A 23,007-nucleotide genomic window follows, 5' to 3' on the forward strand; every position below is an offset into this window, starting at 1 on the left:
GACGCCCCACGACGCGGGCGTCCGACACTCCGCGACACTGCGACGAACCCCCGCACGCCGCCCTCCCGGGCGGCCTTGTGCGGCGGGCCGGTCCGTGCTGCGCGCCCACGGCGGCGCGCCCGCCGGCGCACTCCGCTTCCGAGCGCGCCCCGTTACTCCGTGAGGTGCTGGTCGGGACGTCGACCGGCACGGCTCCACGCGTACCGAGGAAGCGATCGTCAAGATCGTCGCGGCAGCAGAACGCCCCACTTGTCGTAGAGGTACGAAACGCACCGTCCTTCAACGCCCAGGGCACGTCCGACGTGCCGTGACACAACGGGTATGGGAAGCGCACCATATGCACCTTCTTGTCAAAGGAACCCGCCAGCCGCTGACCGGCGAGGTCCTCGTCCCCAACTCCAAGTACCACGCGCACCGCGCCCTGATCCTGGCCTCCCTCGCAGAAGGCACCAGCGTCATCCGCGGCCTCTCGGACGCCCGGCACGTGCAGTACACCGTGCAACTCCTGCGGGGCCTCGGCACCCGCATCGACGTGGACGGCGACTCCTTCGTCGTCCACGGCGGCCCCTACCGGCCGCGCCGCTCCTCCGTCTCCGCCGGCAGCTCCGGCACCACGCTGTACTTCATGATCGGACTGGCCTCGCTCGCCGAACGGTCCGTCGCCGTCACCGGACAGAAGTACTTCAAACGCCGCCCCGTCTCCCCGTTGCTGGACGCGCTGCGCACCATGGGCGTCGAACTGGAGTCGGCCGACGGCTGCCCGCCCGTCCATGTGACGGCCAAGCGCCCCACCGGCGGTCACGTCCGCATCGCCGGCACCCTCTCCCAGTGGATCTCCGGGCTCATCCTGCTCGCCCCCTTCGCCACCGGGCCCAGCGTCATCGAGGTCGAGGGCGAACTGAACGAACAGCCCTACCTGGAGCTGACCGTCGCCATGATGCGGCAGTTCGGCCTCGCCGTGACCGTCTCCGAGGACTGGCGGCGCTTCGAGATCGAGGGCGGACAGCGGGCCACGCCCACCGATCTGACCCTCCCGCCCGACATCGGCTCCGCCGCCTTCGGCATCGCCGCCGCCGCGCTCCACCCCTCCGACGTACTGCTGCGCGGCATGCACAAGCTCCACGGCGGGCCCGCCGACCACCCCGAAGCGCACTTCCTGGACCTGGCCCAGGCCATGGGCATCCCCATGGAACTCGACGCGGACGGCGACGGCGTACGCATCCGGCACGACGGGGTGGACCTCAAGGGCATCGAGGTCGACTGCCGTGACGTGCCCGACATGCTGCCCATCCTCTCCACCCTCGGCACCTTCGCCCAGGGCGAGACCGTCTTCCACAACGTCGCCCACACCCGGCTCAAGGAGTCCGACCGGGCCGCCGCCATGCTCCAGCTCAATGCCATGGGCGGCGAACTCGAACTGACCGGCGAGACGTTGCGGGTCAACGGCGGCACCCAGCGGCTCGTGGGCGCCAAGCTGTCGTCCTTCAACGACCACCGGGTACTGATGTCCCTGGCGGTCGCCGCCTCCCGCGCCAGCGGCTGCACCACCCTCACCTACCCCAATGCCTACCGGATCTCCTATCCGACCTTCCTGGAAGCGATGAACACCCTGGGCATCCCCATGACCGTCGAAGGCGGCAGACGCGCCGAGGGCCGCACCCCGCAGCCCTCCCGTACCGAACCGGACGTGTCCCGCCCCGACGAGGCGGCCCGCCACACCCTGCCCGGCCTCGTCGCCCGGCGCGCCGCCGCCGACCCCGACGGCACCGCGCTGGTGGACGTCCGCAGCAACGGCAGCACCACCCTCACCTGGCGCCAACTGCACGAGCGCAGCGAACACATCGCCGGCCTGCTGCTGCGGCTGGGCGTCCAGCCCGGCGAGGCCGTCGCCTTCCAGCTCCCCAACCGCTGGGAGTTCACCGCCATCGCCCTGGCCTGCCTGCGGGTGCGGGCCCTGTGCTGCCCCATCATGCCGATCTTCCGCGAGCGGGAAGCCGCCTTCATGCTGCGCCGCTCCGGCGCCCGCGTACTGCTGCTGCCCGACGAGTTCCGCGGCCGGCGGCACGCCGCCGAGATCGCCGCGCTCGTCGCGGAAGGCACCACCGACACCGGCAAGCTCGAACACGTCGTCGTCCTCCCGGCCACCGAGGGCCCGGCCGGCCTGCCCGACGCCGCCGCGTCCGCGGGCACCGTCACCTGGCACGACTGGGAAGCCGCACTCGCCGCCACCCCCCGCGACGACGACGCCCTCGCCGCGCGCGTGCCCAGCCCCCAGGACCTCACCCAACTCCTGTTCACCTCCGGCACCACCGGTGAGCCCAAGGGGGTCCTCCAGCGCTCCGAATCGCTCACCCGCGCCGTCTCCATGGAGATCCGCCATCTGGGCCTGACCGGCGCCGACACCATCTGGATCCCCTCCCCGCTGGCCCACCAGACCGGGTTCCTCTACGGCATGTGGCTCGCGCTCGTCCTGGGCGTCCCGCAGATCGTGCAGGCCGAGTGGAACGCCTCCCTCGCGCTGCGCTCCCTGCGCGAGCACCGCGCCACCTTCGTCCAGGCCGCCACGCCCTTCCTGATGGACCTGGTGCGCGCCGTCGAGGACGGCGAACGCGCCCCCCAGGACCTGCGGATCTTCGTCGCCACCGGCGCCACCGTGCCGCGCGGCCTCGCCGAGCGCGCCGGCCGGGTACTGGGCACCACCGTGCTGGGCGCCTTCGGCTCCACCGAGACCTGCCTGGCCGCGCTCGCCGCCCCCGGCGACGAACCCGCCCAGCGCTGGGGCACCGACGGCCGCGTACTGGCCGGCGTACGGATCAGGGTGCGGGACGACGCCGGGGCCGAACTGCCGCCCGGCACCGAGGGCAACTTCGAGATCCTCACCCCCACCATCTTCGACGGCTACCTGGAGCGCCCCGACCTGACCGCCGACGCGTTCACCGACGACGGCTGGTACCGCACCGGCGACCTGGCCACCATCGACGCCTCCGGCTTCCTGCGCATCACCGGCCGGGTCAAGGACGTCATCAACCGGGGCGGCGAGAAGATCCCCGTCGCCGAGGTGGAACAACTGCTGTACGACCACCCCGCCGTGGCCGATGTGGCGATCGTCGCCATGCCCGACGAGCGGCTGGGAGAACGCGCCTGCGCCTTCGTCGTTCTCGAACCCGAGGGCGCCGGACTCGGCTTCGAGGAGATGCAGAAGTACCTCGACTCCCACCAGGTCGCCAAGCAGTACTGGCCCGAGCGGCTGGAGATCGTCGCGGACGCGTTGCCCCGCAACGAAGTCGGAAAGATCCAGAAGTTCGTGCTGCGGGAGCGGGCACGCGGCCTGCGCCCCCAGCGCGGAGAAGGAGCGGACAAGTGAGTGAGCAGCAGGGCGTCGGCCCGGCACAGTACGAGCGGCTGCGCCAGAAGGTCACCGCATGGGTGACCGGACCGGGCGAGGAGTGGGCCCAGCGCATCGAGACCACCGGGCAGGTGCCCGAAGAACTCTGGGCCGAGCTGCGGGAACAGGGCTTCCTGAGGATGGCCGCCCCCCGCTCCTACGGCGGGCACGGGCTGTCCTTCACCCAGTGGATGGGACTGATGGAGATCTTCTCCCGCTCCCACGGCTCCATCCGCATGATCGTGCACGTGGTCAACGGCATCTGGCGTGCCATGGACCCCTTCGCCACCGAGGAGCAGCGCAAGAAGTTCGTGCTGCCCGCCATCGAGGGCGACATCAAGATCGCTTTCACGCTCACCGAGCCCGGCAACGGCACCGGTGCCGACATCACCACCTCCGTGGTCCGCGAGGGCGACACCTACTACCTGACCGGCGACAAGCACCTGATCACGTTCGGGGTGCGCTGCGACTACTACCTGCTCGCCGCACGGGTCGAGGGCACCACGGGCCATGAGGGCACCGTCTCGCTGCTGGTGCCCCGCCACGCCGAGGGCGTCCACGTCGAGGACACCTCCCAGACGATGGGTGTGGTGGGCACCGACCACGCCACCATCCGTTTCGAGCGCACCCCCGTGCCCGTCGCCAACCGGCTCGGCAAGGAGGGCGAGGGCCTGGAGGTCGCACTCGGCGGCTTCCTCACCCCCTCCCGCATCTCCGTGGGCATGAGCTGCGTCGGGCTGGCCCAGCGCGCCCAGGAGCTGGCCCTCGACTACGCCGAGAGCCGCGTCACCTTCGGCAAGAAGCTCAGCAAGCGGCAGGCGGTGCAGTTCATGCTCGCCGAGAACGCCGCGGACATCGAGGCCGCCAAGCAACTGGTGCTGCACGCCGCCCGCGCCTTCGAGGAGGGCGGCGACGACGCGTCCATGCTCTCCTCCATGGCCAAGATGACGGCCGTCTCCATGCTGACCCGCGTCACCGACAACGCGCTCCAGGTGCACGGCGGACTCGGGTACTGGCGGACCAGCCCCATCGAACGCGTCTACCGCGACGCCCGTGCCCAGCGGTTCGAAGAGGGCACCAACGAGATCCAGAAGACCGTCGTCTTCCGCGAGCTGCTGCGGCGGCACACCCAGGGAGGGAACCGATGACCGACACCCCGGACACCCCCGCACACGGCCGCAAGGTCGCACTGATCACCGGCGCCTCCCGCGGCATCGGCCGTGAGCTGGCCCTCACCCTGGCCCGCCGCGACCGGGCCACCATCGCGGTCAACTACAAGAAGAACGCCGACCTGGCCGAGAAGACCGTCGCCGACATCGAAGCGCTCGGCGGCAGCGGCTTCGCCGTCCAGGCCGACGTGGAGACCCCCGAGGGCGTCACCGCGCTGTTCGACGAGGTCGCCCGGCGCTGCGGACGGCTGGACTGGTTCGTCTCCAACGCCGCCGCCAGCGCCTTCAAGAACATCGTCGACCTCAAGCCGCACCACCTCGACCGCTCCTACGCCATGAACCTGCGCCCCTTCGTGCTCGGTGCGCAGGAAGCCGTCAAACTCATGGACAACGGCGGCCGGATCGTCACCCTCTCCTCCTACGGCTCCATCCGCGCCTACCCCACCTACGCCACGCTCGGCGGAATGAAGGCCGCCATCGAGGCGTGGGTGCGCTACATGGCCCTGGAGTTCGCGCCGTACGGCATCAACGTCAACGCCGTCAACGGCGGTCTGATCGACTCCGACTCGCTGGAGTTCTTCTACAACGTCCCCGGCATGCCCGACATGCGCACCGTGCTCGACCGCATCCCCAAGGGCCGGCCGGGCACCGTGCGGGAGGTCGCCGACGTGCTGGCCTTCCTGCTGGCGCCCGAATCGGAGTACATCACCGGCCAGACGCTCGTCGTGGACGGCGGTCTCAGCGCCGTCGCACCGCCGTTCTTCGCCGACGCGGGAGACGAACTGGCACTCCCGCCGCGCCCCCGGCGCGACGCCTGACCGGCCACCGACGGCCCCGATGACGGCCCGTCGGGCGCCCGCTCACCCCCTCCGGCGGGCGCCCGGCGCGGCCCGGACACGACAACACCCAGGAGTTCCGCGCGTGTTCACCCACGTACTGCGGCCCGGCGCGATCGGCTCGCTCCACGTCGCGAACCGCCTCGTCATGGGCGCGATGCACCTCAACCTGGAGACCCTCGGTGACGGCGGCGCGGCCCTGGCCGCCTTCTACGCCGCACGGGCACGCGGCGGAGCCGGCCTCATCGTCACCGGCGGCTCGGCCGTCAGCCCCGTCGCCGCCGGCGGCCCCGGCTACAGCCACATCAACGACCCCGCCCACCATCCGGCGCTGCGCCGCGCCGCCGCCGCCGTGCACGAGGCCGGCGGCAAGATCGCCCTCCAGCTCTTCCACGCCGGCCGGTACGCGCTGCTGTCCGGCACCGGGCTGACGCCGGTCGCCCCCTCGGCCGTCCCCAGCCGCTTCGCCCGCACCACCCCCAGGGAACTGACCGACCAGGAGATCCGCGCCACCCTCGACGACTTCGCCCGCGGCGCGGCCACCGCCCGGGAACTGGGCTTCGACGCCGTCGAGGTGATGGCCTCCGAGGGCTATCTGCTCAACCAGTTCCTCTCGCCCCTGACCAATCTGCGCACCGACGCCTGGGGCGGCGACGCCGCACGCCGCCGCCGCTTCCCCCTCGAAGTGCTGCGCGCCGTGCGGGAAGCCGCCGGCGAGGACTACCCCGTCCTCTTCCGCATCTCCGGCGCCGATCTGATGCCCGGCAGCAGCACGCAGGAGGAGACCGACGCCTTCGCCGTCGCCCTGGCCGACGGCGGTGTCGCCGCGGTCAACGTCGGCGTCGGCTGGCACGAGTCGCGCATCCCCACCGTCCAGTCGGCCGTGCCGCCCGGCACCTGGGCCGGGCACGCCGAAGCCGTCAAGAAGGCCCTGTGCGCCGCGGGCCACCCCGACCTGCCCGTCATCGCCTCCAACCGCGTCAACCGCCTCGACCAGGCCGAGGAACTGCTGAGCGGCGGCGGCATCGACCACGTCTCCATGGCCCGGCCCTTCCTTGCCGACCCCGATCTGGTCGGCAAGGAGCGCGCCGGAGCCGGCCACCTCGTCAACGTCTGCCTCGCCTGCAACGAGGCGTGCATCGACCGCTCCTTCGGCAGCGAACGCGTCTCCTGCCTGGTCAACCCCCGGGCCGGACACGAGGGCGAGTTCCCCGAGGAGCCCGTCGGCCCGGCCGGCCGCCGCAGCTACGCCGTCATCGGCGGCGGCCCCGCCGGACTCGAAGCGGCCCGCGCCCTGGCCGCGCTCGGCCACCACGTCGAACTCTTCGAGGCCGAGCGCGAACCGGGCGGCCAGTTCCGGCTCGCCCGGCAGGTCCCCGGCAAGGAGGACTTCGGCGCCACCGTCCGCTACTACACCGCCGAACTCGACCGGCTCGGCGTGCGCGTCCACCTCGCACGGCGTCTCGGGCTCGGCGACACCGCGCTCCTGAGCCGCTTCGACGGAGCCGTCCTGGCCACCGGTGTGCAGCCCCGGCTGCCCGACATCCCCGGCTGGACCCTCCTGCCCACCCTCACCTATCCAGAAGCCTTCGCCCGGCCCGAGAGCCTCGGCGAACGTGTCGTCCTCGTCGGCGGCGGAGGCATCGCCATGGACCTCGCCCACCTGCTGACGGGCGACCCCGGCCCCACCGACCCCGAACGGTTCTTCGCCGCGCACGGGCTGCGCGACAGCCCGCCGCCGGCCACCCCGCCCGCCCGGCACCGGCTCACCCTCGTACGGCGCGGCAGCCGCATCGGCTCCGGCACCTCGGCCAGCACCCGCTGGGTGGTGCTCTCCGCCCTCCGCGCGCACGGCGTGGAGACGGTCACCGGCGTCACGTACCAGGAAGTCACCCGCGAAGGGCTCGTGGTGCGGGACGCCGAGGACCGCGAGCGGCTGATCCCGGCCGACACCCTCGTCTTCGCCGCCGGGCAGGAGAGGGAACGGTCCGTGGTGCCGGCGCTGCGGGCCGCCGGGGTGCCGTTCGAGGCCGTCGGCGGCGCGCGCGACGCGAACGGTGTCAACGCCGTCCGCGCCACCGGCGAAGCCCTGCGCGCCGCACACCGCCTGGCCGCCCGCTGACCGCACGCGGGAGCCCGGCCCCCGCGGGGGCACCCTCGGCCCCGCCCCCGCCGCACCGCGGCGGTCCCTCTCCCGGCGTCCCCCCGGGAAGAGCGGGGCGAGGTACGGCCCCCACACACCGCAACCACGACGAAAGCAGCAACGTGTCCCGACCCGACAGCACCGCATCCACCCGCGTCGTCGTCACCGGCATCGGCGCGCTCACCCCCGTCGGCAACGACCGGGAGAGCAGCTGGCAGGCGCTGCTCGCCGGCAGATCCGGCATCGCCGAGATCTCCCGGTTCGACGCCCGCGACTTCCCCACCCGCATCGCCGCCGAGGTGAAGAACTTCGCCGCCGAGGACCACTTCGACCGCAAGCGGCTGCGCCGCTCCGAACGCTTCTCGCAGTACGCCGTCGTCGCCGCCCGCGAAGCCGTCCACGACGCGGGCCTCGCCGTGGACGGCGACCCCGACGCCCGGATCGGCGTGCAGATCAACAACGCCGTGGCCGGCTTCCCCGGCATCGAGGCGGCGACCGACCAGCGCCACGACGACCCGCGCAAGGTCAGCCCGTACTTCGTCTCCTCCGTCATCCCCAACATGCCCGCCTGCGAGGTCGCCATCGACCTGGGCGCGCACGGACCGGTGAACGCCTCGGCACTGGCCTGCGCCAGCGGCATCCACGCCCTGCTGGAAGCCCGCCGCACCATCCTCGCGGGCGACGCCGACGTGGTGGTGGCGGGCGGCACCGACGCGGCGATCACCCCCGTGATGTTCACCGGGCTGAGCAACATGGGAGCGCTCTCCACCCGCAACGACGCGCCCGAGCGCGCCAGCCGGCCGTTCGACGCCGAGCGCGACGGTTTCGTCTTCGGGGAGGGCGCCGTCGTCCTCGTCGTCGAGTCCGCCGAGCACGCGGCGGCCCGCGGCGCCCGGCCCTACATGGAGATCCGCGGTGGGGCGCTCACCTCGGACGCGTTCCACGTGAGCGCCCCCCACCCGTCGGGCGAGCACGCCGAGACGGCGATGCGGCGGGCACTGGCGGCGGCGCACACCGGCCCCGACGAGGTGGACTACGTGTGCGCGCACGGGACGGCCACCCGCATCAACGACCGGCTGGAGTCCCGCGCGCTGCGGTCGGTCTTCGGCGAGGCCGCCGACCGGCTGCTGGTCAGCTCCCCCAAGTCGATGGTGGGGCACATGATCGGCGCGGCTGGGGCGCTCTCGGCGATGGTCACCGCGCTGGCCATGCGCGACGGCGCGGTGCCCCCGACGGTCAACCTGGACACGCCCGACCCCGAGTGCGACCTGGACTACGTGCCGCACACCGCGCGGAAGGCCGATGTCACCACGGCCCTGGTCAACGCCTTCGGCTTCGGCGGCCAGAACGTGGTCGCCGTCCTGGGCGCACCGCGGGACTGAACCCGGCTCCCGGGCCACGGGGGGAGGCCCGTCGCCCCTTACACGGCCCCGCCCTCACCCGCCGGACCGGCCGGGGCCCCGGCGTCCTGGCCGTCAGGGCCGGACCGGCCGGGGCCCAGCCGGCGGTGAGCCGGGGCGGGGGCGGCCCAGGCGGAGGGCTCACTTCAGCAGGCGCGACAGCCGGCGGTCGGCGAGGGGCTTGCCCCCCGTCTGGCAGGTGGGGCAGTAGTCCAGCGCCGAGTCGCGGAAGGAGACCTGACGGACGGTGTCCCCGCACACCGGGCACGGCTCGCCCGCGCGGCCGTGCACCCGCATCCCCATCCGCTTGCCCGCCTTCAGCTCGGCGGCGGACAGCCCCCGCGCCCGCTCGACCGCGCCGCCGAGAGTGTCGCGCAGTGCGGCGTACAGCCCGGTGATCTCCTCCTCGGACAGCTCGGCCGCCAGTTTGAACGGGGACATCTTCGCGGCGTGCAGGATCTCGTCCGAGTATGCGTTGCCGATGCCGGAGACGACCGACTGGTCCCGCAGCAGCCCCTTCACCTGCCGGCGCCGGCCCGCCAGCAGGCCCGCCAGGGTGTCACGCCCGAAGCCGGGGGAGAGGGGGTCGGGGCCCAGCCGGGCGATGCCGGGGACATCCGTCACCTGGCGCACGACGTACACCGCCAGCCGCTTCTGGGTGCCCGCCTCCGTGAGGTCGAATCCCGGGCCGGGCCCGTCCGCGTCCGGCTGCGGGCTCAGCTCCACCCGCAGCGCGAGCGGCCCCTTGCCGGGGCGCGGGGGCGTGGCGGGCAGCGTGTCCTGCCACCGCAGCCACCCGGCCCTGGCCAGGTGGACGACCAGATGCGGGCCCTCGTCCGGTGCGCCGCCGGGCCCGGCCGTCATCAGATCGAGGAACTTCCCGTGCCGTGCCACCCCGCTGAAGACGGCGCCCTCCAGTGCCTGCGGCGGCGGGTCGTACGTCTTGAGCACGTTGACCGCCACCGGCAGCATCCGGCGGACGGTGCGGCCGGGCAGCCGCTCGGCCAGGAAGTCCTTCAGCGCCTCGACCTCGGGCAGTTCCGGCATGGCGACGACCTCCAGCCGTGGTCCGAGCCGGGAGGGCTCAGACCAGCTTGGCCTCGTGGGTGATCGGGGTGGCCTTCAGCGCCTGGCTCACCGGGCAGTTCCGCGCGGCCTCGGCGGCTGCCGCGGCGAACGTCGCCTGGTCGATGCCGGGCACCTCGCCCTCCACGGTCAGATGGATGCCGGTGATGCCGGTGCCCGGCTGGAAGTCGACGGCGGCCTTCGTCGACAGCCTGGCCGGCGGGGTCCCCGCGTTGCCCAGACCGTTGGAGAGCGCCATGGAGAAGCAGCTCGAATGGGCCGCGGCGATCAGCTCCTCCGGGCTGGTGCGGCCCCCCGGCTCCTCGGCGCGGGCCGCCCAGGAGACCGGGTAGGCGCCGATGCCGGACGAGTCGAAGGTGACGGTGCCCTCGCCGGCCGCCAGATTGCCGGTCCAGACGGTGTGGGCGGTGCGTGTGGTGGCCATGGTGCCCCTTTCGGCTCGTGTGGTGCTTCGCGTCTGTCGCAGTACCCGATCCTGCGCCCTCGCCACGCGCCGCGCGCCCGGCGACGCGCCGGGCGGCCACAGCACCTTCACCCAGTGCGACAGTTCCCTTACGTTTCGCGCTCGCCGCGGCGGTACGGTGTGAGGCCCGGCGGGTATCAAGGAGTAATCAGCCAGATCCGGAGCGTGAGAAAGAGAGTGGGTGGCACGCAACCATGATCAAGGGCATCGATGTCTCCTCGTACCAGCCTTCGGACTACAGCACCAGGGGAATCGAGTTCGTCTTCATCAAGCTCACCGAGGGGAAGTCGTACACCAACCCGAAATGGGTCGCGCAGCGCAAGACCGCGCGGGACGCCGGCCTCGTCACCGGCTTCTACCACTTCGTGCGGCCCGGCAGCATGAAGAAGCAGGCCGACTACTTCCTGTCGAAGATCAAGCTGGCCCCCGGCGACATGCTCGTCCTCGACTGGGAGGATCCCAAGGTCAGCAACGACGAGAAGGACGACTGGATCAAGTACGTCCAGGACAAGGCCCCCAAGCACAAGGTCCTGCTGTACTGCAACCGCGACTTCTGGCTCAACCGCGACAAGACCTCGTTCGCGGGCGACGGTCTGTGGATCGCGCACTACAACGGGAAGCCCGGCGAGCCCGGCATCAAGCACCGCTGGCGTTTCCACCAGTACACCAGCGACCCGATCGACACCAACCTCGGCGAGTTCGACAGCCGTGAGGCGCTGCGCAGTTGGGCGGGCGGACGCAAGAAGAGCGCCGAGGGGGAGTGAGCCCCGCACGGCCCCGGCGATCCCCGCGGGTGGCCGAGGGTCCCGCCCGGTGCCGGGGCCGGATACGCTCCCGTGCATGCCGGAAGCCAACTCGCCCTCCTCGTCGTCCCCCCACGCCGGCCCGGCCGAAGGCGGCAGCGCACACGCCGCCCGCGCCACCGGCACCGGCGAGCCCGTCCCGACGACGACCACCCCCCGCCCCGCGACGGGGCCCGCGCCCGACAGCGGGCGGCAGGATGCCGCGCACACCGGGAAGACGGCGCACCAAGCGCCGCCGCGGCAGCCGTCCGGGCCCGGGGACCGGCCGGAGCCGCACCCCGCGCCCTCCGGCTCCACAGCCGGCCCGCAGCCGAGTAACGATGCGGACGAGCACGGGCGCCCACCGCTGACGCCCCGTCAGGCACGGCGCATACGCATAGCCGTCTCCACCGTCGTCATGCTCGTCGTCGCCGCAGCCCTTGCAATCCGGCTGCGTTCCGCACCCTCGGTGCTGACCGTCGGCTTCTACGGTCTCGCGCTCATCCTCTCCGGCACCGCCATCGTCCTCAGCCGCCTGGGCCGAACCCGGGTGGCGACGGCCGTACTGGGGCTCGGCTTCGTCCTCGTCCTGTTCGGCGAGTGGCTGCTCGGCTTCTCCGGCGGGCCCTGACGCCCTGCCGCGCCGAGGGACCGGGCGCCCGTACGGGCCGTCAGATCCACTCGGCGCTGTCACCGCCGGCCGTACCCGGCAGACGTGCCCAGTCGCGGGGGCTGCACGCGGCGTCCGGTGTCCCGCCGCCGGGCCCGGCAGCGGCCGGGCCGGCCGTGCCGAAACCGACCGGCGGCAGCACGTACCGCAGGCGGCCCAGCGGACTCTCGGCCTCCGTCAGCCACGGTGCCGGGTCCAACGGCGGCTGCTCGGCCGCCTCGCCGTCCGGTTCGTCACCCGCCGCCTCCCCGTCCCGGCCGGGCACCTCGTGCAGCAGCCAGTCCGCGGTCCGCGCCAGGGACAGCCGCACCAGCCGGGAACCCGCCGTCCCCGTGCGCTGCTCGGTCAGCGCGCGCAGCAGCCCGGCGGCCAGCAGATAGCCGGTGCCGTGGTCGAGTGCCTGCGCGGGCAGCGCACCGGGCACCAGATCGGGCGAGCTGGACGCCCCGCCCGCGCCGTCGGCCGCCTCCAGGCAGGCGATACCGGTCGCCGCCTGCACCAGGCTGTCGAAACCGCGCCGGCGCTGCCACGGCCCGGCCGCCCCCCAGGCGCTGAGCTGGCCCACCACCAGACCCGGACGGCGGTCCATCAGCGACTCGGGCGCCAGCCCGAACCGGTCCAGCGCCCCGGGGCGGTAGCCCGTCACCACCACGTGCGCCATGGACAGCAGTTCCTCGAAAGCGGCCTGTCCCGGGCGGCTCGACAGGTCCAGCAGTGTGGAGCGCTTGCCCAGGTCCGTATCGGCGTGCGTGTCCAGGAGCTCGGGCCGCTCCGGAGCGTCGATGCGCAGCACGTCGGCGCCCAGCAGGGCGAGCGTGCGCGTCGCCACCGGCCCCGCCAGCACCCGGGTCAGGTCCAGGATCCGCACGCCCCGCAGCCCGCCCGGTCCCGTCGGTCCGTCCAGGGCGGGGGTGGGGGCCGCGTCCAGCCGGCTCAGCTCGACCAGCGGCAGCTGCGCGACGGCCGCGCGCTGGGGGTGCCGCGTCCACTCCTCGACGGTCCGGACGGCCACGGCCAGACCGCCCTCCGCGTGCACCGCCTCCTCCACGTCGCGCGCCTGACGGCCCGCCAGCTCGGTCGCCACCCGGCCCGCCGCCGCCTCGTCCTCGGCGGGTCCGTGGTCGGGCATGCCCAGCGCCGACAGCAGCCGGGCCCGGTGGTGGGGGTAGTTGGCGTGGGTGCGCACCCAGCCGTCGGCGGTACGCCAGAACCGGGACAGCGGCGCGAAGGTGACCGGCGCGCGCCCGTCGATGCGCACCAGCCGGTCGCTGTGGAACGCGGTGGCGACGGCGCCGTCGTCCACGCGGACGGGCGGCAGCAGGGCGCTGCGGGCCCTGACGCAGGAGAACTCGGCCGCCGCCAGGGAGCAGGCGGCGACCGTCGCGGAGGCCAGCTCACGGACGGGCAGCGCGGAGGGGAGCAGCCCGCCGCGCTGCTCCCGCGTGACGCGGCCCAGCAGTGCGGGGTCGCCGCCGAGTGCCGCCCATGCCTGGGCGGTCGCGGACGGTCGCCGGCCGGTCCGCCCGGTGACGGCGCCGGCGCTGCCGGCTGTTCCGGAGCCGCCGACGGCCTCCGGGCCCGGCTCGAACTCGACCTCGAACTTCCCGGCGCGCGCGGTGTCTCCCGCGGCGAAGCCCCGCGCCGACGGGGGCTTCCCGGCCTCTGAAAACTTATCCATACCGGACATTTTCGCACCTTTCGGTGCTGGAGCCCGGCTCGGCGGGGCGGTACCGGGCCCAGGTTACGGCGCCGGGCCGCCGGGCAGACGAACATGTGATCAAGGGATCAGTTGTCCGGGGCCGGGGTCGGGAACGGAGCCGCGGCTGGGGCCCGCCGGGTCCGGGCCGGGGTGTCCGGGCGGTCGTGCGGGCGGGATCTCCCGCGCCGCTCAGCAGTGCGCGAAGACGTATCCCTTCTCGCCGCGGGGCTTCACATCCAGATCGCGGCGGACGACCGACAGCCGGTCCCCCCAGGTGCGGCAGGCGTTGGCCATCCCCTTGGCGTCGTACTCGACGTCCAGCACCCGGTCGTCGTAGGCCTTCGCGTACTGCTCGCACTCCTTGTACTGCCCGCACTGCTCCGTCACCGCGAAGTCGAACCCCATCGCCTTCCGCCGCCCGACCATGTCCGCCGCGTTCTTCTGGCCCGCGGCCATGCCGCTGTCGTGCGCACGGCGGGTCAGCAGCTTGGCGAACGCGACGTTGTCGGCGTGGTCCAGGCGGTCGTCGGAGCGCTCGTAGGAGTCGAGGTTGTCGAGTTCGACGGCCTGGAAGCCCTTGTCGGCGCACCCGTCGATCCAGCGGCCGACGATACGGGCCAGTTCCGCGCGGTTCCCGGCGCTGGAGGTGTCGAAGATCGCCTCGTCCCAGTCGGTGTCCATCACCGGCTCGCCCTCGTCGTCGCGCAGCAGCAGCCGCGGGTGGTGCTCGTCCCACCACTCGAGGGCGTTCGGCTGGGCCTGGAAGGCGTTGACGTAGCAGACGCTGTAGTGGCCGGCCGCCGGTTCGGCCTTGCGGTCGCGGGAGACGACCCGCACTCCCTCGGGCGGTGAGTACGGGCCGCCGATCTGGTAGTCGAACCCGGCGTGCACAGGCGGGAGCCGCACCTCGCCGGCCGCCTTCCCGCGGTCCCGTTCGCCCGCGTCCCCGGAGTCCTCACCCGCGGCGCAGCCCCCCAGGAGAACGGCGGCCAGTGCGAGGGCGGCGGCACGGGCCGGGACGGACCGGCGCTCACGGGATGCGGGGGAGGCGGGGGCGTGCATGAGGGTGGCTCCTGGTGCGACAGGTGGTGCGGGCGGACGCCGGGCGGCGCTGCCCGTGGGGCGCTGGGCCCCGCAGGGAAACAAGCACATTATCGAACAAGGGGAGGGTAAATGGCGATTCGATGCGTCGTTCCGGACATCGCCGCCCAAGTGCTCGGCCGCGCAAGGGAGTTCCGCTAGCAGCCGGCCTCCGGAGGAGGTCATGCGCGACGGCTGGGGCGTCACTCCGGTCCCAGCTGTCTTAGCCGGCGGCCAGGAGCCCCGGACCGCTCTGGACAGCCCCGGTTGCCCCGGTCGTCCTGGTGTCGGCGGGCCGCGCACCGAAGCCGTCCACGAGACCCGGAGTGGCGAGGCGGCCCACGAGCCGTCGAGCGGCGAGGCCGTCCGGGAACCCGAAACGGCGAGGCCGTCCACGCATCGCGGAACCGCGAGGCGAACCCGGGGGAGTGCGACGGACCTTCGCCCGCGACCCCGGCGAACGTGTCGTCAACACCCGCACCAGCCGGGGCGGGCGCGAAGCGGCCGGGGCGCCGGGCGCGGGGTGGCCGCGCGGGGCGGACGGACCGTTGCCGTGCGGTGACCGGAGCGCCGGCGGGTGCGTGGACGCGTCGGCGGGTGCGTGGACGCGTCGGCGGGGGAGGGGGAGACCTGGCGGGAACGGGGCGGGGTGGTGGCTACCTGCCGTCCTCCTCGTCCGCTTCCGGTTCGGCCAGCACCGTCGGCAGGCCCCGCTCCTCGAACTCCCGTCGCGCGGAGTCCGCGATACCGCTGTCCGTGAGGAAGGTGTCGAACGTCTCGGGGCCGCCGATACGGGCGAAGCACCGCACCCCCACCTTCGAGGAGTCCGTCACCACCACGGCCCGCCCGGCCCGCTGCGCCATCAGCCGGTTGATCCGGCCCTCCGCCTCGTCATGGACGGTCGCCCCCGTCTCGGGGTCCATACCGTTCGCCCCGATGAAGGCGATGTCCACCGTCACCTCGCCCAGCAGCAACTCGCTGTAGGGCCCGGTCAGTTCGAACGTTCGCGAGTGGGCCACGCCGCCGGTCAGCATCGTCTTGATCTGCGGGCGCACCGCCAGCTCGTACGCGATGTTCAAGGCGTTGGTGACGATGGTCAGATGCGGCTGCGGGCCCGGCTCGGCCAGATCGGGGCGGGTGGCCAGCGCGCGGGCGATCTCCGTGGTGGTCGTGCCGCCGCTCAGCCCCACCACACTGCCGCGCTCCACCATCGCGGCGGCGGACCGGGCCAGCGACTGCTTGGCGTCCCCATGGTGACCGCGCTTGTAGCGGATCGGCAGATCGTAGGTCACCGCGCTGAGCACCGCGCCGCCCCGGGTACGGGTGAGGAGCTGCTGCTCGGCGAGCGCGTCCATGTCGCGCCGCATCGTGGCGGCGGAGACCTCCAGTGCGGTGGCGGCCTCCTCCACCTCCAGACTGCCCCGCTCGCCGAGCAGCTCCAGCAGAGCGTTCATCCGCTCATGGCGCTTCACCTGACGTCTTCTCCTTCTCCCGCCCCGCGCCCCCCAGCAGGTCCAGCAGGCGTGCGGCCTCGCTCCGGACCGCCTCCCGCGCCGGGGCTACGTACTTGCGCGAGTCGATGAGCGCGGGATCGGCCTCCAGTACCTTACGCACGCCGCCGGTGAAGACCGACACGAGATGCGTCGAAATGTTGATCTTGGTCATGCCCGCCTCGATGGCCGCCCGCAGCTCGTCGTCGGGCACCCCGGAGGAACCGTGCAGCACCAGTGGCACCGGCAGCTTGTCGCGCAGTGTGCGAATCAGCTCCAGATCCAGCTTCGCCGTGCGCTCCCGCATGGCGTGCGAGGAGCCGACGGCGACGGCGAGCGCGTCCACGCCCGTCGCCGCCACGAAAGCGAGCGCCTCGTCCGGGTCGGTGCGCACACCCGGCGCGTGCACCCCGTCCTTGCCGCCGACCTCGCCCAGCTCCGCCTCGACGAACACCTCGCGCTCATGGCACCAGGCGGTCAGCCGCGCGGTCGTCTCCACGTTCTGCGCGTACGGCAGCGTCGAGGCGTCGATCATCACGGAGCCCACCCCGGCCGCGACGCCCTGCCGGATCAGGTCCGGGTCGGTGATGTGGTCCAGGTGCACCGACACATCGGCGCGTGCGGCCTCCGCCAGGGCGAGCGTCGCCCGCGTCAGCGGCAGCAGGCTCCCGTGGTAGCGCACACAGTTCTCGCTGATCTGGAGGATCAGCGGGATCCCGGTGGCGTCGGCGGCGGCCACCAGCGCCTCGGCGGTCTCCAGATGAATGACGTTGAAGGCGGCGGCACCGGTGCCGGCCGCGTGGGCGCCGGCGACGATCGAACCGGTGGGGACAAGAGGCATACGGGGACTCCAGAGGGAACGACCGGCGACAGCCGGCGGGTGGGAGCGGTGCGGCTCCGCAGAGGGAGGCGGGGGCCGGAAGCCGGGCCCGGAGCGCCGCCCGGCCCGCCCCGCTGCGACCCGGGCCGGACGCGACAGCGCGGGGTGGGGCGGGGCGGTGGCGGGGCCGGACGGGGTACGGCGGGACGGCGAAGGGCGGCGTGGCGCCGGACCGCGTGGTCAGCCGTCCAGCATCACCGAACGGGTGAGGCTGCGCGGGCTGTCCGGGTCCAGACCGCGGCTGCGTGCCCGCTCCAGGGCGACCCGGTGCACCAGGACGAGATCGGCCAGCGGGTCGCGGTCGTGCCGCACGAAGCGGGCGCCGGTCGCGGCGACATCGTCGGCCAGGCCCTCCGGCGCCTGGCCGAACAGCCAGGTGACCCGGCCGGGCGCGGCGATCGCTATGGGGCCGTGCCGGTACTCCATGGCGGGGTAGGACTCCGTCCAGCTCTGGGACGCCTCGCGCATCTTTAGCGCGGCCTCGTTGGCGAGGCCGAACGTCCAGCCGGTGCCCAGGAAGGTGAACTGCTCGGCGGACACCCACTCCTGCTCCAGCGGGCAGTCGAGCGCCTTCCGGGCGTCCTCGGCGGCAGCCGCCATGTCCTCGCCCAGGTGCGCCCGGAACAGGGCGAGGGCGGAGGTGGCGAAACGGGTCTGCACCACGGACTTCTCGTCGGCGAACGGCAGTGCGACCGTCTCGTCGGAGAGGGAGGTCGCCGGGGTGTCCGGGTCGCCGAGCACGGTGACGGTGGGGATGCGGCCCTTGACGGCCTCCAGGACCCGCAGGACCTCCGTGGTGGTGCCCGAACGGGTGATCGCGACGACCGCGTCGTATCCGCGGGCCTCGCCGAGGAACGCTTCGGAGGCGGCGAACGCGTCCGTCACGCCCTGTCCGGCCCGCTCGCGCAGCGCGGCGTACGACTGCGCCATGAACCACGAGGTTCCGCAGCCGACCACGGCCACGCGGGCGCCCGCAGCCGGGAGCGGGGTGTCCGCGGAGCCGATCTCGGCCGCCGCCCGCCAGGTCTCCGGCTGGCTGCGCAGCTCCTGCTCCATGTGTGACGTCTCGCCCACGTCGGGCACCCCCTCCTGGGATTCGGCCGACGACCGGCCGATGCGTGAAGTTGCGTGGAACATTCGACTTTCACGCAACTTTACGCAAGCAGGCCGCCGCTGTCCATCCCGCTCCCGGGTGGCCGCCCCGCCCGCCCCGTAGCCCGAGGTCAAGGTCCCCCCGACTCCTGTCCCGGCAGGCAGGTCGGCCCGGGAGCCGGCGCTCCGCCACTGACGGCTGCCCCGGGCCCGCCGGCTGCCCGCCCGCCGCCTGCTGCTCCGGGCCCGCCGGCCGCTTCAGGCCGGGATCCGAGGCCGGGATCCGGGGCCGGGGTGATCCGGGCCGTATCGCTCTGGGTCGTACCGACCCGCCCGCCCGCCCGCCGGTACCGCCCCGCCAGCCTCATCGGTACGGCTCCCCGGCCGTCCGCCCGTCCACCCGGCGTGACCGGCGAGTGAGCCCGCCGCGCCCGTACCCGTGGAGCTCCCACGCGGTCGAGGGCCGCGCGGGGCCCCACGGCGCCCGGGTCAGTGCGCGGCCCGTGGCCCCGCAGCGCGGCGGGTCTCCAGGTGGAAGCAGCCGAACTCGACGGCCCGCACGTGTACCGCCGCCACCCGCGGGTCGGCGTACAGCTGCGCCAGTCCCTCCTCGATGGTGGGCGCGTTCTCGCGGGTCCGGTCGATCAGCAGGCCGCCCAGGATGTGGCCCTCGGCGGAGTAGGCGCGCAGCACCCGGCGGTCGCCCCGCAGGGCCTCGGGGAAGGTGTCCGGGCCGGCGGTGGGTCCTGCGCACTCCTCGGGGTGGATGAAGACAGGTCCCACCTCGTCGTAGGCGCCCGGGTCGGCGCCGGTCTCCCGCGCCCAGCGGCGCAGCGGTGCGTAGGAGACCAGCAGCATCCTCTCGCCCGGCCTGCTCCGCTCCAGACAGCAGCGCAGCGGGCTGCCGCCCTCGGTGTCCACCCGCTCCCTGGGAGCTGCTCCCGAGTCGTCGCGGACGCGGAGTCCGGCGAGGGTGGCGGGGGACAGGGCGCGGATCTCGTAGGTCGTCTCGGCTTTTGTCGTCATGTCGCCGAGCTTCCGCCGGGCGTGGGTCCGTGTGCTGGCGGGATACGGACGTGGCGTCCGTGCCCGGCATCCGCGTGGCGGCGGATTCCAGGGGTGCGTCCCTCGGGAACGGGGTGCCCGCGCGCCGGACGCGGGGTCTTGTGGAACGTCCGCACGCTCCATAGCATCACCGGTGTTACATCAGTTGTGTCACAGTGCTGGGGGCTCGATGGGAGCAGCGCGAGAACAGGCCCGGGGCCCACTGGCCGGGGTGCGCGTCGTGGAGCTGGCCGGTATCGGTCCGGGCCCGTTCGCCGCCATGACACTGGCCGACCTCGGTGCCGACGTGGTCCGCGTCGAGCGGCCCGGCGGCGGCGGTCTCACCGTTTCGCCCGAGCACGACATCACCAACCGCAACAAGCGTTCCGTTCTGCTGGACCTCAAGGCGCCGGACGGTGTGGCGGCGGCCCTCGCGCTGGTCGAGCGTGCCGACGTGCTCATCGAGGGCTTCCGCCCCGGGGTGGCCGAACGGCTCGGCGTCGGCCCGGAGGTCTGCCTGGAGCGCAACCCCCGCCTGGTGTACGGCCGGATGACCGGCTGGGGCCAGGACGGACCGCTCGCGCCGCGCGCGGGCCACGACATCGGCTACATCGCCGTCACCGGCGCCCTCGGCATGACCGGCCCGGCCGAGGGGCCGCCGGTCGCGCCCGCCAACCTGCTGGGCGACTACGCGGGCGGCTCCCTCTACCTCGTCGTCGGCGTCCTCGCCGCGCTGCACCACGCCCGTACGCCGCAGGGCGCCGGCCAGGTCGTGGACGCGGCCATCGTGGACGGCACCAGCCATCTGACCGCGATGATCCGGGGCCTGCTCGCGGCGGGCGGCTGGCAGGACCGGCGCGCCGCCAACCTGCTGGACGGCGGCTGCCCCTTCTACGGCACCTATGCCACCTCGGATGGCGGGTTCATGGCCGTCGGCGCCCTGGAGCCCAAGTTCTACGCGGAGTTCGTCCGGCTGCTGGGCATCGAGGCGCAGGCCCCGCCCCGGGACGATGTGGCGGCTTGGACGGAACTGCGCCGGCTGATCGCCGACCGCTTCGCCTCCCGCCCCCGCGCCGAGTGGACCGAGGTCTTCCAGGACACCGACGCGTGTGTCGCGCCGGTGCTCTCCCTCACCGAGGCACCAGCGCATCCGCATCTGGCCGCCCGCGGCACCTATCTGGAGCACGACGGTCTGATCCAGCCCGCCCCCGCGCCCCGGTTCTCGGCGACACCCACCCGTGTCGCCTCCGGCCCGGCCCGGCCCGGGGCCCACACCGCCGAGGTCGCCCGTGACTGGGGCGTCGCCGCCCTGGCCCCGCAGGCCGCGGGCGGCACGCCCGAAGGAGAACACTCCGCACCATGAAGCGTCAGATCTTCACCGAGGACCACGAGGCGTTCCGGCGGACCGTGCGCACTTTCCTCGCCAAGGAGGTGGCGCCGTACTACGCCCAGTGGGAGCGGGACGGCATCGTCTCCCGTGAGGCGTGGCTGGCCGCCGGCCGGCAGGGGCTGCTGGGGCTCGCCGTGCCCGAGGAGTACGGCGGCGGGGGCGAGCCGGATTTCCGCTACGCCGCCGTACTGGCCGAGGAGTTCACCCGCGCGGGCGCGCCGGGGCTGGCTCTGGGGCTGCACAACGACATCGTCGGGCCCTATCTGACCGCGCTGGCCACCGAGGAGCAGAAGCGGCGCTGGCTGCCCGGCTTCTGCACCGGCGAGACGATCACCGCCATCGCGATGACCGAGCCCGGCGCCGGGTCCGACCTCCAGGGGATACGCACCACCGCCGAGGACAAGGGCGACCACTGGCTGCTCAACGGCTCCAAGACGTTCATCTCCAACGGCATCCTCGCCGACCTCGTCGTCGTGGTGGCCAGGACGACGCCCGAGGGAGGCGCCCACGGCCTCAGTCTGCTGGTCGTCGAACGGGGCATGGCCGGCTTCGAACGCGGGCGGAACCTCGACAAGATCGGCCAGAAGGCGCAGGACACCGCCGAACTGTTCTTCACCGACGTACGGGTGCCCAAGGAGAACCTCCTGGGGGAACGCAACGGCGCCTTCGTCCATCTGATGACCAACCTCGCGCAGGAGCGGATGGCCATCGCGGTGGCCGGGATCGCCGCCGCCGAGCACCTGGTGGAGACCACCACCGCGTACGTGAAGGAGCGCACCGCGTTCGGCCGGCCGCTGGCCAGGCTCCAGCACATCCGGTTCGAGATCGCCGAGATGGCCACCGAGTGCGCCGTCACCCGGGCCTTCCTGGACCGCTGCATCGAGGACCACGCGCGGGGCGAACTGGACGCCGTGCACGCGTCGATGGCCAAGTGGTGGGCCACCGAGTTGCAGAAGCGCACCGCGGACCGCTGTCTGCAACTGCACGGCGGCTACGGCTACATGAACGAGTACCCGGTGGCCAAGGCGTTCACCGACGGCCGCATCCAGACCATCTACGGCGGGACCACCGAGATCATGAAGGAGATCGTCGGCCGGTCGCTGCTGGGCTGACCCGCGTCATCGTCCCGTCCGCCCGCACAGCCCCTCCACCGATACGAAAGGCACCCTCGTGAGCTCAGAAGCGTTCGTGTACGAGGCGATCCGCACCCCGCGCGGGCGCGGCAAGGCAGGCGGCGCCCTGCACGGCACCAAGCCCGTCGATCTGGTCGTGGGCCTCATCGACGAGATGCGCCGCCGCATGCCGGACCTGGACCCGCGGGCGATCGACGACATCGTGCTCGGTGTCGTGGGGCCCGTCGGTGACCAGGGATCCGACATCGCCAAGATCGCCGCCCTCGCCGCTGGTTTGCCCGACACCGTCGCGGGCGTGCAGGAGAACCGATTCTGCGCCTCCGGTCTGGAGGCCGTCAACATGGCCGCGGCCAAGGTCCGCTCCGGCTGGGAGGACCTGGTGCTGGCGGGCGGCGTGGAGTCCATGTCCCGGGTGCCGATGGGCAGCGACGGGGGAGCCTGGTTCAACGACCCCATGACCAGCTTCGAGACCGGTTTCGTGCCGCAGGGCATCGGCGCCGACCTCATCGCCACCCTGGAGGGCTTCAGCCGGCGCGACGTGGACGAGTACGCGGCCCGCTCCCAGGAGCTGGCCGCCGCGGCCTGGAAGGAGGGCCGCTTCGCGCGCTCCGTCGTGCCCGTACGCGACCGCAACGGACTGACCGTGCTCGACCACGACGAGCACATCCGGCCCGGCACCACCGCCGAGACCCTGGCCGGGCTCAAGCCGTCGTTCGCCGCCGTCGGCGAGCTGGGCGGCTTCGACGCCGTCGCGCTCCAGAAGTACCACTGGGTCGAGAAGATCGACCACGTGCACCACGCGGGCAACTCCTCCGGGATCGTGGACGGTTCCGCGCTCGTGGCCGTCGGCAGCGAGGAGGCCGGCAAGCGCTACGGCCTCACCCCCCGCGCCAGGATCGTCTCGGCGGCCGTCTCCGGCGCCGAGCCGACCATCATGCTGACCGGGCCCGCGCCCGCCTGCCGCAAGGCGCTCGCCAAGGCCGGACTGACCGTGGACGACATCGCCGTCGCGGAGATGAACGAGGCGTTCGCCGCCGTCGTACTGCGCTTCGTGAAGGACATGGAGATCCCCCTGGAGAAGGTGAACGTCAACGGGGGAGCCATCGCCATGGGCCACCCGCTGGGCGCCACCGGGGCGATGCTGCTGGGCACCTGCATCGACGAACTGGAGCGGACCGGCCAGCGGTACGGCCTGGTCACGCTGTGCGTGGGGGGCGGCATGGGGATCGCCACCGTCGTGGAGCGGCTGTAGCCCGGCGGGCCCG

18 protein-coding genes are annotated in these 23,007 nt (G+C 73.3%); 10 read left to right on the plus strand and 8 right to left on the minus strand.

The features are described from left to right. The first annotated feature begins 337 nt into the window (after positions 1-337). The 5 genes from aroA (at position 338) to fabF (ending at position 8,915) form a co-directional block, all read left to right on the plus strand. Complete coding sequence (gene aroA / locus IO40_RS0121910) at positions 338-3,364, plus strand: 3-phosphoshikimate 1-carboxyvinyltransferase (RefSeq protein WP_016470851.1); 3,027 nt, start codon at positions 338-340, stop codon at positions 3,362-3,364. Then, positions 3,361-4,533, plus strand: a complete 1,173-nt coding sequence (locus IO40_RS0121915) for an acyl-CoA dehydrogenase family protein (protein ID WP_016470852.1) — start codon at positions 3,361-3,363, stop codon at positions 4,531-4,533. The genes aroA and IO40_RS0121915 overlap by 4 nt, the downstream gene beginning before the upstream one ends. Continuing rightward, positions 4,530-5,372, plus strand: a complete 843-nt coding sequence (chcA, locus tag IO40_RS0121920) for a 1-cyclohexenylcarbonyl-CoA reductase (RefSeq protein ID WP_016470853.1) — start codon at positions 4,530-4,532, stop codon at positions 5,370-5,372. The genes IO40_RS0121915 and chcA overlap by 4 nt, the downstream gene beginning before the upstream one ends. 103 nt (positions 5,373-5,475) lie before the next feature. Next, the gene (locus IO40_RS0121925) at positions 5,476-7,512 is read left to right on the plus strand and encodes an oxidoreductase (RefSeq protein WP_016470854.1); all 2,037 of its coding nucleotides are present in this window, start codon (positions 5,476-5,478) and stop codon (positions 7,510-7,512) included. 143 nt (positions 7,513-7,655) lie between these two features. Beyond that, complete coding sequence (gene fabF / locus IO40_RS0121930; protein WP_016470855.1) at positions 7,656-8,915, plus strand: beta-ketoacyl-ACP synthase II; 1,260 nt, start codon at positions 7,656-7,658, stop codon at positions 8,913-8,915. Between the two features lie 159 nt (positions 8,916-9,074). Here fabF and IO40_RS0121935 read toward each other — a convergent pair whose 3' ends face one another. Together IO40_RS0121935 and IO40_RS0121940 are read right to left on the minus strand one after the other, a co-directional pair. Beyond that, positions 9,075-9,980: an Fpg/Nei family DNA glycosylase gene (locus tag IO40_RS0121935; RefSeq protein ID WP_016470856.1), complete on the minus strand. Its 906-nt coding sequence runs from the start codon at positions 9,978-9,980 to the stop codon at positions 9,075-9,077. A gap of 37 nt (positions 9,981-10,017) precedes the next feature. Further along, positions 10,018-10,443, minus strand: coding sequence for an OsmC family peroxiredoxin (locus IO40_RS0121940; RefSeq protein ID WP_016470857.1), 426 nt, complete (start codon positions 10,441-10,443; stop codon positions 10,018-10,020). Positions 10,444-10,676: 233 nt separating this feature from the next. Between IO40_RS0121940 and IO40_RS0121945 the strand changes: the two genes are divergently transcribed. Together IO40_RS0121945 and IO40_RS38935 are read left to right on the plus strand one after the other, a co-directional pair. Then, entirely contained in the window at positions 10,677-11,246 is a 570-nt protein-coding gene (locus tag IO40_RS0121945) for a glycoside hydrolase family 25 protein (protein ID WP_016470858.1), read from the plus strand. A gap of 76 nt (positions 11,247-11,322) precedes the next feature. Next, positions 11,323-11,895, plus strand: a complete 573-nt coding sequence (locus IO40_RS38935) for an LptF/LptG permease family protein (protein ID WP_016470859.1) — start codon at positions 11,323-11,325, stop codon at positions 11,893-11,895. A gap of 40 nt (positions 11,896-11,935) precedes the next feature. On the opposite strand, the gene IO40_RS0121955 is transcribed toward IO40_RS38935, so the two are convergent. The 6 genes from IO40_RS0121955 to IO40_RS0121980 all read right to left on the minus strand — a co-directional run bounded on the left by IO40_RS0121955 (position 11,936) and on the right by IO40_RS0121980 (position 19,201). Then, on the minus strand, positions 11,936-13,621 hold the full coding sequence (locus tag IO40_RS0121955) for a CoA transferase (protein ID WP_031175970.1): 1,686 nt from the start codon (positions 13,619-13,621) through the stop codon (positions 11,936-11,938). Between the two features lie 201 nt (positions 13,622-13,822). Beyond that, entirely contained in the window at positions 13,823-14,695 is an 873-nt protein-coding gene (locus IO40_RS0121960) for an endo alpha-1,4 polygalactosaminidase (protein ID WP_016470861.1), read from the minus strand. A 674-nt stretch (positions 14,696-15,369) separates the two neighbouring features. Continuing rightward, complete coding sequence (locus tag IO40_RS0121965; RefSeq protein ID WP_016470863.1) at positions 15,370-16,185, minus strand: DeoR/GlpR family DNA-binding transcription regulator; 816 nt, start codon at positions 16,183-16,185, stop codon at positions 15,370-15,372. Beyond that, positions 16,172-17,044, minus strand: a complete 873-nt coding sequence (locus IO40_RS0121970; RefSeq protein WP_016470864.1) for a class II fructose-bisphosphate aldolase — start codon at positions 17,042-17,044, stop codon at positions 16,172-16,174. Before IO40_RS0121970 ends, IO40_RS0121965 begins: the two co-directional genes overlap by 14 nt. A 219-nt stretch (positions 17,045-17,263) precedes the next feature. Then, positions 17,264-18,157, minus strand: coding sequence for an SIS domain-containing protein (locus IO40_RS0121975; RefSeq protein WP_030406012.1), 894 nt, complete (start codon positions 18,155-18,157; stop codon positions 17,264-17,266). 507 nt (positions 18,158-18,664) lie between these two features. Then, positions 18,665-19,201, minus strand: a complete 537-nt coding sequence (locus IO40_RS0121980) for a DUF1203 domain-containing protein (protein WP_016470866.1) — start codon at positions 19,199-19,201, stop codon at positions 18,665-18,667. A 208-nt stretch (positions 19,202-19,409) separates the two neighbouring features. Here IO40_RS0121980 and IO40_RS0121985 point away from each other — a divergent pair, with 208 nt between their 5' ends. The 3 genes from IO40_RS0121985 to IO40_RS0121995 are packed head-to-tail and all read left to right on the plus strand — an operon-like array spanning position 19,410 to position 22,994. After that, complete coding sequence (locus IO40_RS0121985; protein WP_031175972.1) at positions 19,410-20,582, plus strand: CaiB/BaiF CoA transferase family protein; 1,173 nt, start codon at positions 19,410-19,412, stop codon at positions 20,580-20,582. Continuing rightward, a complete protein-coding gene (locus IO40_RS0121990; RefSeq protein WP_016470868.1) occupies positions 20,579-21,721 on the plus strand; it encodes an acyl-CoA dehydrogenase family protein in 1,143 nt (380 codons plus the stop codon). The genes IO40_RS0121985 and IO40_RS0121990 overlap by 4 nt, the downstream gene beginning before the upstream one ends. A gap of 58 nt (positions 21,722-21,779) precedes the next feature. Next, positions 21,780-22,994 (plus strand): acetyl-CoA C-acetyltransferase, encoded by a 1,215-nt coding sequence (locus IO40_RS0121995; protein WP_016470869.1) that lies wholly within the window; start codon positions 21,780-21,782, stop codon positions 22,992-22,994. Positions 22,995-23,007: the final 13 nt, after the last annotated feature.

Origin of the sequence: Streptomyces albus subsp. albus, assembly GCF_000725885.1 — a bacterium.
Taxonomy (GTDB): Bacteria; Actinomycetota; Actinomycetes; order Streptomycetales; family Streptomycetaceae; genus Streptomyces; species Streptomyces albus.

What these genes read in the sequence shown, in the direction of transcription:
- aroA (WP_016470851.1), top strand. Translation starts at nt 338, where the DNA reads ATGCACCTTCTTGTCAAAGGAACCCGCCAGCCGCTGACCGGCGAGGTC.
- chcA (WP_016470853.1), top strand. Translation starts at nt 4,530, where the DNA reads ATGACCGACACCCCGGACACCCCCGCACACGGCCGCAAGGTCGCACTG.
- IO40_RS0121935 (WP_016470856.1), bottom strand. Translation starts at nt 9,980, where the DNA reads ATGCCGGAACTGCCCGAGGTCGAGGCGCTGAAGGACTTCCTGGCCGAG.
- IO40_RS0121940 (WP_016470857.1), bottom strand. Translation starts at nt 10,443, where the DNA reads ATGGCCACCACACGCACCGCCCACACCGTCTGGACCGGCAATCTGGCG.
- IO40_RS0121945 (WP_016470858.1), top strand. Translation starts at nt 10,677, where the DNA reads ATGATCAAGGGCATCGATGTCTCCTCGTACCAGCCTTCGGACTACAGC.
- IO40_RS38935 (WP_016470859.1), top strand. Translation starts at nt 11,323, where the DNA reads ATGCCGGAAGCCAACTCGCCCTCCTCGTCGTCCCCCCACGCCGGCCCG.
- IO40_RS0121955 (WP_031175970.1), bottom strand. Translation starts at nt 13,621, where the DNA reads ATGTCCGGTATGGATAAGTTTTCAGAGGCCGGGAAGCCCCCGTCGGCG.
- IO40_RS0121960 (WP_016470861.1), bottom strand. Translation starts at nt 14,695, where the DNA reads ATGCACGCCCCCGCCTCCCCCGCATCCCGTGAGCGCCGGTCCGTCCCG.
- IO40_RS0121970 (WP_016470864.1), bottom strand. Translation starts at nt 17,044, where the DNA reads ATGCCTCTTGTCCCCACCGGTTCGATCGTCGCCGGCGCCCACGCGGCC.
- IO40_RS0121980 (WP_016470866.1), bottom strand. Translation starts at nt 19,201, where the DNA reads ATGACGACAAAAGCCGAGACGACCTACGAGATCCGCGCCCTGTCCCCC.
- IO40_RS0121985 (WP_031175972.1), top strand. Translation starts at nt 19,410, where the DNA reads ATGGGAGCAGCGCGAGAACAGGCCCGGGGCCCACTGGCCGGGGTGCGC.
- IO40_RS0121990 (WP_016470868.1), top strand. Translation starts at nt 20,579, where the DNA reads ATGAAGCGTCAGATCTTCACCGAGGACCACGAGGCGTTCCGGCGGACC.